Consider the following 13,239-nt stretch of genomic DNA (forward strand, 5'->3'; position numbering starts at 1 on the left):
GGAGAACGTGTGCCGGCCGTCGCTTCATCAACACCATAACAAGGGAACACCAACGTGCAAATCCTGGAACAACGCTTCCTGCGCGGACCGAACGTCCACGCCGACTCACCCTGCCTGCTGTCCGTCATCGATCTGGAAGACCTGTACGGCATCTCGACCCGGGACATCCCCGGCTTCAACGAGGCGCTGCTCGCGCTGCTGCCGGCACTGGGTGGCGCGTTGCTCGCCGACGGCGCCCCGGGTGGCTTCGCCCAACGTCTGGCGGCTGGCACCTATCTGGGCCGCGTGGTCGAGACCGTCGCACTGGAACTGCAGGCGCTGGCTGGCGCGCCCGCCACCTTTGGCCGTACGCGGCCGGTGAACGGGCATCCGGGCCAGTTCCGTGTGGTCGTCGCGTACAGCAGTGAAAAGCTGGCCGAGCCGGCGTTCGATCTGGCAGTCGACCTGGTCACGGCGCTCGCGCGCGGCGAAGCGTTCGTGCTCGCGCCGCGTCTGGAAGAACTGCGCGGGATCGCCGGGCGCTATGCGATCGGTACCAGCACGGCAGCCGTACTGGCGGCGGCGCACGAGCGCGGCATTCCGACCCAGCGCATCACTGAAGAAGCGAACCTGTTCCTGCTCGGTTGGGGCGTGCGCCAAAAGCGCCTGCAAGCAACGACAACGGGCGAGACCAGCTTCATCGCGGTCAAGATTGCCAGCGACAAGCAGTTGACCAAGGCGCTGCTGAAGGAAGCTGGCGTGCCTGTGCCCGAGGGCGACGTGGTCACGACCGTCGAAGCGGCGCTGCGCGTGGCACGGCGCCTGGCGGTGCCGGTCACGCTCAAGCCGCTGGACGGCAACCAGGGTAAAGGTGTGACGGTGGCGTGCGCGACGCCCGAGGATGTGGCGCTGGCGTTCGAATTTGCCCGTGGCTTCGGCCGGCGCGTGATCGTCGAACGCCATGTCGAAGGCCGCGACTACCGCGTGCTGGTGGCGTGCGGCCGCGTGGCTGCCGCCTCGTGCCGCCGCCCGGCCCACGTCGTCGGCGACGGCAACCTGACGGTGCGCCAACTGGTCGAGATCGAAAACGCCAATCCGGCGCGCGGCGCCGGTCATGCGACCATCCTGACCCGCATCACGCTCGACGAACACGCGAACGACATGCTGGCGCGCCAGGGGTTCGATGTGGACAGCGTGCTGCCGGTGGGCGTCACGGCCGAACTGCGCGGCAATGCGAACCTGTCGACCGGTGGCACCGCCGAAGACGTGACCGATCAACTGCCGGAGTCGACGCGCCTGTTGTGCGTGCGCGCCGCCGCCAAGATCGGCCTGGACGTGGCCGGCATCGACATCGTGTGCCAGGACATCGCGCAGCCGCTCGCGGCGCAGCGGGGCGCTGTCATCGAAGTCAATGCCGCCCCCGGGATCCGCATGCACCAGTACCCGAGCGCGGGCGAACCGCGTGATGCGGGCGATGCCATCGTCGAAGGCTTGATGGGCAAGACCGATGGACGCATTCCCGTTATCGCGCTGACCGGCACCAACGGCAAGACCACCACCACCTTGCTGGTCGCGCACGCGGCGCGCATGGCGGGCAAGGTGACCGGCGTGACGACGACCGAAGGTGTGTTCATCGACGGCAAGCAGGTCGTCAAGGGCGACTGCACCGGTTACTGGTCGGCGCGCACGGTACTGGGCGCGCCGGAAGTCGAGGTTGCGGTGCTGGAAACGGCGCGCGGCGGCATTCTCAAGCGCGGGCTGGCGTTCGACCGCTGCGACGTCGCGATCGTACTGAACATCGCGGCCGACCACCTGGGCCTGGATGGCGTCGACACCGTCGAAGACCTGGCGCAAGTCAAAGCGGTGGTGGCACAGTCGGCCTCGAAGGCGGTGGTGCTCAATGCCGAAGACGCGCTGTGCGTGCAGATGGCGCGCCGCGTCAAGCCGGGCGCGGAAGTGCTGTTCTTCTCGATGGATCCGGAAAGCCCGGTGATGCTCAAGCACCTGGAAGACGGCGGGCGCGGGGCCTATCTGCAGGATGGCGCGGTGGTGCTGGCCGATGGCCACAGCCAGCAGGCCGTGCTGCGGGTGGAAAGCATGCCGGTCTCGTTCGGCGGCCTCGCACGCTTCAACATCGCCAATGCCCTGGCCGCTGCTGCCGGCCTGATGGCGGCCAACTTCAACCACCTGCAGATTGCCGCCGGCCTGTCGACTTTTGTCTCGAACGGCCGCACGAACCCGCTGCGCACCAATATGTTCGATGTGCGCGGCGTGACGGTGATCGTCGACTACGCGCACAACCCGGCTGCCTACGCCGCCATGGCCGACATGGCCCGCGGCATGCTGCCCGGTCAATTGATCGGCATCGTAACCGCGCCCGGTGACCGTCGCGACACCGATCTCGAACAGGTCGGCCGCGTCTGCGGCGAGCGTTTCGACGAGCTGGTGGTCTACGAATCGCAAAGCCGCGGCCGCGAGCCCGGCGAAGCGGTCGACCTGATCCTGGCCGGCGCCGAAGAAGTCGTGGGCATCAGCGACACGCTGCACCGCGAACTGGACGTGGGCAACGCCATCCGCCTTGGCTTGAGCCTGTGCAAGCCGGGCGACGTCCTGATCTTCGCCTGCGGCTCGTCCCTGCAAGTCTTCGTCGACGCCATCCGCGTCACCGACCCCGAAAGCGCCGCCCTGATCGCCGCCCAAACGACATAGCCCCAAGATCACGAACAATTAGGGTCAGAGTAGAATTATTGAGCAATTCCTCACGGTGTAAGCAGGCTCAGCTCATGTGGGCTTGCTCATTCGAAATAGTTGTCAAAGAATTCGACACTGACCCTAATTGTTCAGTTTCTTCAGGTTGGGTGGTAAGGCAATAATTAATTGGGGTCAGTGTCGAATTATTTTGCAATTGATTCGGGGAAGCCCCAGATGCATGAAAAACGGCCCGCATGGGGCCGTTTTTTTTATGCCCTTAGATCGCGGCGGCTTCGATCTTCTTGGCCAGGTCCGGGCGGGTAGGGCGGAGGGCTTCCGTGAGCTCGGAGATGGATGAGCCGCAGCCGAAGACGAGGACGTCGCCGGGCACGCAGCGTGACAGGCCCAGTCGGATTGCGCGGTGGACGTCGTGCTCGATCTGCAAGTGGTCCGCCGCGATCTTCGCCAGCTGTGCACCGTGGGCGATGAGTCGTGCCGATTCGCCGGCTGCGCGGCCGCGCGCCTCGCTGTCGTAGACGACCAGCTCGTCGAAGCCGGCGGCGCAGGTGCGGCCGATGTCGATCAGGTCGGCGTCGCGGCGGTCCCCTGGTGCAGCGACCACGCCGACCAGACGGCCAGCGGTCATCGCGCGCGCCATCCCGGCCAGCGCGGCGTAGGCGGCGCAGTTGTGGGCGTAGTCGACGACCACCGTCACGCCGTCGACGTCGTACAGGTTCGAGCGCAGCGGATTGTGCTTGCTGTCCGAGACGAACCCGCGCAACCCTGCAGCGATGTCGTGGTGACTGAAACCGCTCGCCATCAGCGCCGCGGCGGCTGCCATCGCGTTGGCGATGTTGTAGCGCGCATGCCCGCCCAGCGACACGGGCATCGCCTGCACATCGAGCAAGGCCTCGTGCCGCACGCCGCCTGCCAGCACAATCGTCGAGTCCTGCAGGTAGACGCCGCGGCCACCTTGTTCGATGTGCGGCACCAGAACCGGATCTTCGGCGTCCAGCGCGAAATAGATGACCTCGACGCCCTCGGCCAGCGCGTCCGCCATCGCCACGCAATGGGGATCCTCGGCATTGAGCACCACTGCGCGCGTCGCCCTGGCTGCCACGACGGCCTTGACCCTGGCCAGGTCGTCAATGGTGTCGATGCCATCCAGTCCCAGATGATCGGCCGAGACATTCAGTACTACTGCCACATCGCAGCGGTCGTACGCCAGGCCACGCTTGAGGATGCCGCCACGCGCCGTTTCCAGCACCGCGAAATCCACCTCGGGCGAACCCAGGACGCTGCGCGCAGAATGGTAGCCGGTGCAGTCACCTTCATACGCCAGCTGCCCGTCCAGGTACACGCCGCTGGTCGTCGTCACACCGGTGCGCAGGCCGGCCAGCCGCACCGCGTGCTCGATCAGCAGGCTGGTGGTGGTCTTGCCGTTGGTGCCGGTCACGGCGACCACGGGAATGCGACCATCGTCGGCGCCGAACAGGGATTCGACGATGGCGTCACCCGCATCGCGCGGCGCGCCGCGGCTTGGGTACTGGTGCATCCGGATCCCCGGCGCCGCATTGACTTCGATGACGCCGCCACGCTGTGCATGCAAGGGCAGGGCGATGTCGTCGCAGATGATGTCAATGCCGGCGATGTCCAGGCCGATGGTGCGCGCAGCGCGGATGCAGATGTCGCGCGTTTCTTCCGGCAGCAGGTCGGTCACGTCTTCGGCGGTGCCGCCGGTGGACAGGTTCGCGTTGCCGCGCAAGTCGGCGCCGATGCCGGCCGTCAGCACCGTATCGAGCTCGTAGCCCTGGCTGGCCAGCGTCTCGATCGCCAATGCGTCGAGTGGAATCCTGGTCAGGATGTTCGTGTGCCCGTCGCCGCGTGCCGGATTGCGGTTCTCGAGCTCCACCAGCGCGCGAATCGTTGAATGGCCATCCCCCGTCACACCGGGCGGGCGCCGCCACGACGCGGCGGCGATCCGGCCGCCCGTGACCAGCACGCGGTAGTCGCGCCCCTCCAGGTACTGCTCGACGATCACGCGGCGACCGTGAAGCCGCGCGTGCTCGAAAGCCCGTTCGACGCTGTCCGGTGTGGCGCAATCGACCGTCACGCCCTTGCCCTGGTTCGCGTCCAGTGGCTTGACCACCACCGCACACCCCAGGCGCCGCGCGACGCGCTGGGCTGCCGCGATCGTCGTGACGACCTCGCCACGCGGCACCGGTACGCCGGCCTGCGCAAGCAGCGTCTTGGTGAGGTGCTTGTTGCTGGCGATGCTCACCGCGATCGAGTTGGTAGCACCGGTGATCGTCGCCTGCAGGCGTTTTTGCCGGCTGCCCCAGCCCAGCTGGAACAGGTTGGCTTCGTCCGTCAGCCGGCGCGACGGAATGCCGCGTCGGTGCGCCGCATCGAGCACGGCGCCGGTGCTGGTGCCGATCGCGTGCTCCAGCGCAAGTTCGCGCAACGCCGCGACAGCGGCATCGAGGTCGAACGGTTCGTCGCGCGTCAGCGCGGTCAGCAGCTTGACGCCGGTGCGCAGCGCTTCACTCGCCACTTGCTCGACGCCATAGCCGCACACGATGCGGCGGCGCTGCTCGGAGCCAAGCACTGCCAGCGTCGCACTATGCTCTCCAGGGATGCCCGCCAGACGCTGAAGTTCCATGATCACGGGCTCGAGCGCGTCAACGGGCAGGGCGTCGTCGGACAAGCGCACGGCCGCTGCCACAGGCAGCTCTGGCATCAATGCCAGCAGGCGCGCACCGAACCCGCGTCCCTTCGTATTGGCATTGTCGACGACGGCCATCAGGCACGGCGTCTCGGCGTACAGGTTCGGGCCCCGCAGCAGGCGCTTTTCAGTGATCTTCATGAGAGGGGCGTGCGCTTCGTGACGATCTGCAGGAAGTCCAGCAGCGAAGCGGGAATGCGCCGGCCAACCTGTTCGTCGCCAATCGGCAGCGAATACTTCGCACCGGCGGGCAGCAGGTGCAGCCGGACATCGATCAGTTCCGGGATGGCCCGGTCCTTGATCTCGGCAACGTTGCTGCTCATCGAGCGGCCGTCGACGACGGTCACTGCGCCTTCGCCCAGCACCTCGATGCCCACGCCGCGTTCGATCACGAGCGCCGTGTCTTCGTCGATGCCGATGCCTTGCAGGTACGGGTTCTGCGCGACGATCGACAACAGGCGCGACAGACGCTGGCGCTCCGAGAAATGCTGATCGACGACCACGCGGTGCAAAAAGCCCAGGCCGGCGCCCAGGCTGACCGAGCCTTTTTCGGGCAGCAGGTCGGTGCGGCCCTGGGCGAGCATGTGCCCCGACATCGCCGATGCACCGGCGCTGGTGCCGCCGATGGTCGCGCCACGCACTTTGAGGGCCGCGTGCATCTCGGCGTCCAGCGCCGTGCCACCGATCAGCGCGAGCAGGCGTTTCTGGTCGCCGCCCGTCATGAAGATGCCATCGGCTTCGGCGACCTGGCGCACGAAGTTCTCGTCGTTGGCGTCGTCGCGGCTGGTGATTTCAAGGTGGCTGTGGCGCGTTACGCCGAGCGAGCCGAAGGCGTCATCGTAGATTTTCCACATCTCGTCGGCGATCTGGCTGGCGGCCGTGATCACGACAATGCGCGCATCAGGGCCGCCGGCCAGTTCGATAAAGCGTGACAGGATCTGCATGTCGTGCTGGCGGTCCTCGTGGCCGCCGATGATGACGAGGTGGCCGTTGCGCGGTACGTTCAGTGTTGGGTTCATCGTTGTACCATTTTCGAAGTGGGCATATCACTGTTGCTGAAGGCGCCGGCATCCGTGCGGCTGACCGCAATCAGGCCGACCTTGATGTCCGGCGTGAACAAAGCCACGCCGCGCTGCAGCGCGTCCACCAGCGGGATGCCATCGGCAATCCAGCCGTACACGGTGCGCGCCAGCAGGTGGCGCACGAGCTGCTCACCGATCCCGGTGGCAGCGACCGCGCCCTCCGGGCCGGCAAAAAAACCGCTGCCGATGATCGGCGCGTCGCCGACCCGGCCGAGCAGCGCCGGCGCCGAACCGCCGCTCGAGCAGGCCACGGCAAAGTGGCCATCGGCGCCGCGTACGACCGCGCCAACGGTATCGCAGGCCACGCCTTCGGGCAGTCGCATAGGGGTATTGTAATTCCAGTAGTGCTCGATCAGGCTGCGGTCCAGGCCCGGCATCACCGGCATCGATCCTGCCAGTTGCGCGAGCAGCTTGCGGTGCGCCGTGCGCTGGCGCTCCGAGACCGGGGCGGCGTCCGGCATGCCGATCGTGCGCGCAAAGCGGCCCGCACCTTCGCCTGCCAGCAGCCAGTGCGGCGTGTCCGCCACGGCGCGCGCCAGGTGTACCGGGTTCTGCACCGCCTGCACGCAGGCCACGGCGCCCAGGCGACCGCGCGTATCCATGATCGCGGCGTCCATTTCGACGGTGGCGCCATCCAGGCCCAGCACCGAGCCGCTGCCGGCGTTGAAGCGACCATCGTCTTCCATCATGGTCACCGCGCCGATGGCGGCGTCAAGCGCGTCGCCGTTGATTTCGAGTTGCGCCAGGGCGCGCCGCGCTGCGAGCACGCAACCATCTTCATGGTCGCGCGTCGTGCCAGCACCGCCGTGGACAACGACGGCGCCAGCGTGGGGGGTATTGCTCATGCGGTCAATCTTTCGTCTTTATTGTTGTAATCGCCAGCTTGCAGCGCTGACAGCGCCGGCGGCGCATTGATGAGCAGATTATCCGGTGTTCGCCACGGGCGCCGTATCGGTACGCTCGCCGCCTCCCTGTAAGAGCTTGCTTACAGGAAGACGTCGCCTGTCTGCCACAGCCGGGATCGCGCAAAGCGATACCGCACGGAATCTGTTACCATACCGCCCCTTCAAGATAAAGGTTCCTATGGTGCACGCTTGCGGCGTTGACTTCGGCACGTCAAATTCCACGGTCGGCTGGTATCGGCCCGGCATGATGCAATCCGCCCCAACGGCGCTCTTGACCCTCGAGGACGGCAAGCCCACGCTGCCGTCGGTGGTGTTCTTCAATGCCGACGACGAGCGCGTCAGCTATGGCCGCGCTGCGCTCGCCGAATATCTCGAAGGCTACGAAGGCCGCCTGATGCGTTCGCTGAAAAGCCTGCTGGGCACGAGCCTGATCGACGGCCAGACCGAGGTCGCGGGCCGTTCGGTCTCGTTCCGCTCGCTGCTGGCCCAGTTCATCGGCGAGGTCAAGCGCCGCGCCGAAGGCCAGGCCGGCCAGTCGTTCCACAGCGCCGTGTTCGGCCGCCCCGTGTTCTTCATCGACGACGATGCCAAGGCCGATCAGCTGGCGGAGGATACGCTGCTCGACGTCGCGCGCTCGGTCGGCTTTCGCGACATCGGCTTCCAGTACGAGCCGATCGCTGCCGCTTTCGATTACGAATCGCGCATCGACCGCGAAGAATTGGTCCTGATCGCCGACATCGGCGGCGGTACATCCGACTTTTCGCTGGTGCGCCTCGGCCCCGAGCGCGCCGGCCGGCCCGACCGCCGCGACGATATCCTGGCCAATGGCGGCGTGCACATCGGCGGTACCGATTTCGACAAATACCTGAGCCTGGCGAGCGTCATGCCGCTGCTGGGCTATGGCAGCAAGCTGCGCTCGGGCGCCGAAATCCCGTCGAGCTATTATTTCAATCTGGCCACCTGGCATACGATCAACCAGGCCTACACGCGCAAGAGCGTGACGCAACTGGCCGACCTGGCCCGCGACGCGGCCGAACCGGCACGCATCGCGCGCCTGCAGAATCTGATCGAAGACCGCGCCGGTCACTGGCTGGCGATGCAGGTCGAGGGCGCCAAGATTGCGCTGTCCGACGCCGATATGGTCAATCTGCAGCTCGATCGCCTGTCGCCGCCCGAGTCGCTGGACATCGCGCGCGCGCAGTTCGAAGCGGCCATCGCGCAGCTGGTCGAGCAGGTGGCCACGACGGTCGGCAAGCTGTTTGCCGATGCGGGCGTGCGCCCTAGCGACGTCGATACGGTCTTTTTCACGGGCGGTTCGAGCGGCGTGGGCTTGCTGCGCGCGCGGATTGGTGCGATGGTGCCGGATGCGTGCCGCGTCGAGGGCGACCTGTTCGGCAGCATCGGCACCGGCCTGGCGCTTGACGCGCTGCGCAAGTTCGGCTGACGCTGAGCTGGAAAAGCACACAAAGGAGCAAGGATGAGTATGTACGACCGACCGCTGGTGATGCTCGACTTCGAGACCACCGGCCTGTCGCCCGACATGGGCGACCGCATCACGGAAGTGGCAGCACTGCGCATTGTCGGCGGCGAAGTCACCGAGCGCTATGTTTCCCTCGTCAACTGCGGCGTGCGCGTGCCGTCGTTCATCACCGCCCTGACCGGCATCACCCAGCAGATGGTCGACAGCGCACCACCGGCGCACCAGGTCGTGCCCGAGCTGATCGATTTCATCGGCGGCGACGTGCTGTCGGCGCACAATGCGAGCTTCGACGAAAAATTCCTGAAAGCCGAAGGCGCGCGCCTGGGCCGCACGACGCAGCACATGGGCCTGGTCTGCTCGCTGAAACTGTCGCGGCGTCTGTTCCCGGGTCTGGTCAGCTACAAGCTGGGCCAACTGTCGAGCCAGCTCGGCATTCCATTTGCCGGCACCGCCCACCGGGCCGAGGCCGACGCCCAGGTCGCGGCTGACGTGCTCCTGCATGCTGCGCGCCACCTCGGCCGCACCTGCGGCATCGATCGCGTCGAGCCGAGCCTGCTGGTCTCGATCAACAAGGTCGCTGCCGCCAAGATTCCGGTATTTCTTGAAAAATACGCCGCCACCGTGCGCGAACGCCAGATGGCCGCTGCGCTCAATGGCAACTGATGGCAGCTGATTGCACCTGATGCCCTGATTGCGCGCTCGCAAACCGCGCGTCCCCGATCTACTTAAACTTTTGGCAATGGAACCGGCTGCATCTGCAGTCGTTCGCCCGACTTGCCGAAAGGATCTGGATGAGCTCCGACCATGCCGCCCGCACTGGCGCCGCGACGTTCACCTGGTACCGCCGCGCCGCCTGGCGCGGCAACCCCTACGCCCAGTTCAACCTGGCCCAACTCTATCTGCGCGGCCACGGCATCGGGCGCGACGACGTGCAGGCGGCAGCCTGGCTGGCGCGCGCGGCGGCCAGCGGCCTGGCGTACGCCCAGAATCACCTCGGCACCCTGTACTACAGCGGTCGCGGCGTCCATCCTGACCACGTCCTTGCAGCGCGCTGGTTCCTCCGGGCTGCGCAGCAGGGCGATCGCTCGGCGCAATACAATCTGGGCCTGCTGTACCGAAAAGGGCGCGGCGTGGCGCTGTCGCACACGGCCGCGCTGACCTGGTTCTACCGGGCGGCCGAGCAGGGCATGGCGCGTGCCCAGGCGCAGCTGGCGCACGGCTACCTGCACGGGCTGGGCGTCACGGTCAGCCATCCGCTGGCGATGGCGTGGTACCGCAAAGCCGCCTTGCAGGGGCATGTGGCCGCGCAAGTCCAGCTGGCGCACATGTACGCGCGCGGCCTGGGTGTGGCGGCCAGCAGCACGCGCGCCCTGTACTGGTTCCGTCATGCGGCGGGCGCCGGCAACCCGGTCGCGCAGCGGGCGCTCGGTCTGCTGTAAGCCCCGCCCGGCGGGCGGTTTGCACTGTTGTCGTTTCGCGCTATGATGCCCTGCGGCCATAAGCCGACCTCATCATTCACAGACCGAGAACAACATGCACATGAAACTTGCCACGCTTGCCGCCGTGTTGGCCACGACCTTCAGCGCCAGCCCGGTGCTCGCACAAAGCTGTTCCACCAAGGGCACTGCGCCGACCTATCCGGTAACGAAGAAAGTCGACCAGACCGACAACTACCACGGCACCGTGGTCGCCGATCCGTACCGCTGGCTCGAAGACGCCAACAGCGCCGAGACGAAGATGTGGGTCGATGCCCAGAACAAGGTGACCCAGGCGTATCTGGCCCAGATCCCGCAACGCGAAGCGATCCGCCAGCGCCTGACGCAGCTGTGGAACTACGAGCGTTACAGCGTGCCGGGCAAGGAAGGTGGCCGCTACTTCTATACGCGCAATGATGGCCTGCAGAACCAGTCGGTCCTGTACACGCTGAAAAACCTGAATGACGAGCCGCGCCTGCTGCTCGACCCGAACACGCTGGCCGCCGACGGCACGGTCGCCCTGGCCGGCACCGAAGTGAGCCCGGACGGCAAGCTGCTGGCCTACAGCATCGCTGCATCGGGCTCGGACTGGAACGAGATCAAGCTGCGCGACATTGAAACCGGCAAGGACCTGCCGGACCACATCAAGTGGGTCAAGTTCTCGAGCACGGCCTGGACGAAAGACGGCAAGGGCTTCTTCTACAGCCGCTACGACGAGCCGAAGGAAGCGACCAAGCTGGCCGACGTCAACTACTTCCAGAAGCTGTACTACCACCGCATCGGAACGCCGCAAAGCGCCGACACACTGGTGTATGACCGCGCCGACCAGAAGGAATGGGGCTTCGGTGGCCGCACCACGGACGACGGCCGTTACCTGATCATCACGACGACCAAGGGCACGGCGCCGAAGTACCGCGTGTCGTACAAGGACCTGTCGAAGCCTGACGCAAAGGTGGTCGACCTGATCGACAACTTCGACGCCGGCTACGACTTCATCGACAACGTCGGCAGCGTGTTTTATTTCAGCACCGACCGCAAGGCGCCCAAGAAGCGCATCATCGCGATCGACGTCAGCAAACCGGCAGAGGCCAACTGGAAAGAAGTCGTCGCCGAAAGCGCCGACACGCTGGCTGGCGCCGACATCGTCAACAACCAGCTGGTGCTGGAGTACCTGAAGGATGCCCGCAGCGTCGTGCGCGTGGTCTCGCTCGACGGCAAGCCGGTGCGCGAGATCGCGCTGCCGGGGATCGGCACCGTGGCGGGCCTGTCGGGCAAGCGTGGCGACACCGAGACCTTCTATTCCTATACCAGCTTCACCAGCCCGACCACGATCTACCGCCTGAACATGACGACGGGCCAGAGCACCGTGTTCCGCCAGCCAAAGGTCGCGTTCAACCCGGCCGACTATGAAACGCGCCAGCAGTTCTATACGAGCCGCGACGGCACCAAGGTCCCGATGTTCATCGTGTCGAAGAAGGGCCTGAAGATGAATGGCCAGAACCCGACCTACCTGTACGGCTACGGCGGCTTCAATATCTCGCTCACGCCCGCCTTCTCGCCGGCCATTCTGGCGTGGATGGAAATGGGCGGCGTGTATGTCGTGGCCAATCTGCGCGGCGGCGGCGAGTACGGCGAAGCGTGGCACCAGGCCGGCACCAAGCTGCAAAAGCAAAACGTGTTCGACGACTTCATCGGCGCGGCCGAATGGCTGGTGGAGAACAAGGTCACGTCGCCGCAGAAGCTGGCCATCGGCGGCGGCAGCAACGGGGGCCTCCTGGTCGGCGCGGCCACGACGCAGAGGCCGGACCTGTTCGCGGCCGCGATTCCATCGGTGGGCGTGATGGACATGCTGCGCTTCCACAAGTTCACGATCGGCTGGGCATGGACGTCGGACTACGGCTCGTCCGAGAACCCGGACGAATTCAAGGCGCTGGTCAAGTATTCGCCGCTGCACAACCTGAAAGCCGGTACCTGCTACCCGGCGACGATGGTGACGACGGCCGACCACGATGACCGCGTGGTCCCGGCGCACAGCTTCAAGTACGCGGCCGCCGCCCAGGCAGCGCAGGCCGGCAGCGCGCCAATCCTGATCCGCATCGACACCAAGGCCGGCCACGGTGCAGGCAAGCCGACGGGCAAGCAGATCGAGGAAGTCGCGGATCGCTGGGGCTTCCTGTCGCGCGAGCTGCACATGAATGACGCGGCCGTGACGGCCGCCGGCGCCAAGTAACACCGGGCGCATGCAAACATGGCCGCCGGAGCGATCCGGCGGCCATGTTGTTTTGTGTGTCTGTCGCTTGGTACTTCTATTACCGGTGCACGACCACCAGCACCGCCTTGGCCTCGGTCTTGCCCGTATTGCGGATCACATGGTTCTGGTCGGCCGGGTAGCGCGCCGTCGCGCCATGGCGCACCTTCTTCTTCTCCGGTCCCACTTCCAGCTCCACAGTCCCGGTGATCACCGTCAGATGTTCGCCCGTGCCAGGATCATGCGCCTGCGACGCCAGTTCACCACCGGGCGCCAGCGTCAGCTCATACCATTCATACTTGCCGGCCAAATCCATCGGGCCGAGGATGCGCAGCGAATAGCCGGCGTGCGCGCCGGGCAGGGTAGGGATTTCGTGGGCGTCCACCAGCCGGATGAGTTCCGTCGGCCGTACTTCGGACGACAGCAGTTCGCTGATCTGCACGCCCAGCGCATTGGCCAGGCGCCAGGTGATGGCAATGGTGGGGTTGGCTTTCTCGCGTTCGATCTGCGACAGCATCGATTTCGACACGCCGGCAATGCGCGACAGGTCTTCGAGCGTCAGGCCACGGGCCAGGCGCAGGCGTTGCAGTGTGGCGCCGACTTCGGGTGGCGCGTTGTTGGTTGATATTGTATTCATTGCCGCATAAGGTGTTG

9 protein-coding genes are annotated in these 13,239 nt (G+C 66.1%); 5 read left to right on the forward strand and 4 right to left on the reverse strand.

All coding sequences use genetic code 11. The features are described from left to right. The first annotated feature begins 54 nt into the window (after positions 1-54). Positions 55-2,688, forward strand: coding sequence for a cyanophycin synthetase (gene cphA / locus AC56LY_RS07550; RefSeq protein WP_499578009.1), 2,634 nt, complete (start codon positions 55-57; stop codon positions 2,686-2,688). A gap of 259 nt (positions 2,689-2,947) precedes the next feature. On the opposite strand, the gene cphA (AC56LY_RS07555) is transcribed toward cphA (AC56LY_RS07550), so the two are convergent. The 3 genes from cphA (AC56LY_RS07555) to AC56LY_RS07565 are packed head-to-tail and all read right to left on the reverse strand — an operon-like array spanning position 2,948 to position 7,322. Beyond that, positions 2,948-5,536 (reverse strand): cyanophycin synthetase, encoded by a 2,589-nt coding sequence (cphA, locus tag AC56LY_RS07555; protein ID WP_499578013.1) that lies wholly within the window; start codon positions 5,534-5,536, stop codon positions 2,948-2,950. Beyond that, entirely contained in the window at positions 5,533-6,414 is an 882-nt protein-coding gene (locus tag AC56LY_RS07560) for a cyanophycinase (RefSeq protein WP_499578016.1), read from the reverse strand. Before AC56LY_RS07560 ends, cphA (AC56LY_RS07555) begins: the two co-directional genes overlap by 4 nt. Beyond that, the gene (locus AC56LY_RS07565) at positions 6,411-7,322 is read right to left on the reverse strand and encodes an isoaspartyl peptidase/L-asparaginase (RefSeq protein WP_499578018.1); all 912 of its coding nucleotides are present in this window, start codon (positions 7,320-7,322) and stop codon (positions 6,411-6,413) included. Before AC56LY_RS07565 ends, AC56LY_RS07560 begins: the two co-directional genes overlap by 4 nt. Positions 7,323-7,560: 238 nt before the next feature. Here AC56LY_RS07565 and AC56LY_RS07570 point away from each other — a divergent pair, with 238 nt between their 5' ends. The 4 genes from AC56LY_RS07570 (at position 7,561) to AC56LY_RS07585 (ending at position 12,567) form a co-directional block, all read left to right on the forward strand. After that, complete coding sequence (locus AC56LY_RS07570; protein ID WP_499578020.1) at positions 7,561-8,826, forward strand: Hsp70 family protein; 1,266 nt, start codon at positions 7,561-7,563, stop codon at positions 8,824-8,826. Between the two features lie 39 nt (positions 8,827-8,865). After that, positions 8,866-9,525 (forward strand): 3'-5' exonuclease, encoded by a 660-nt coding sequence (locus AC56LY_RS07575; RefSeq protein WP_499581986.1) that lies wholly within the window; start codon positions 8,866-8,868, stop codon positions 9,523-9,525. A gap of 128 nt (positions 9,526-9,653) precedes the next feature. After that, complete coding sequence (locus tag AC56LY_RS07580; protein WP_499578023.1) at positions 9,654-10,301, forward strand: tetratricopeptide repeat protein; 648 nt, start codon at positions 9,654-9,656, stop codon at positions 10,299-10,301. A gap of 100 nt (positions 10,302-10,401) precedes the next feature. Next, complete coding sequence (locus AC56LY_RS07585) at positions 10,402-12,567, forward strand: prolyl oligopeptidase family serine peptidase (protein ID WP_499581988.1); 2,166 nt, start codon at positions 10,402-10,404, stop codon at positions 12,565-12,567. Positions 12,568-12,646: 79 nt separating this feature from the next. Here the strand turns inward: AC56LY_RS07585 and AC56LY_RS07590 are convergent, their stop codons facing one another. Further along, a complete protein-coding gene (locus AC56LY_RS07590) occupies positions 12,647-13,222 on the reverse strand; it encodes a helix-turn-helix domain-containing protein (RefSeq protein WP_499578026.1) in 576 nt (191 codons plus the stop codon). Positions 13,223-13,239 lie beyond the last annotated feature (17 nt).

It is taken from the genome of Telluria sp. ZT3P25, from assembly GCF_059685895.1.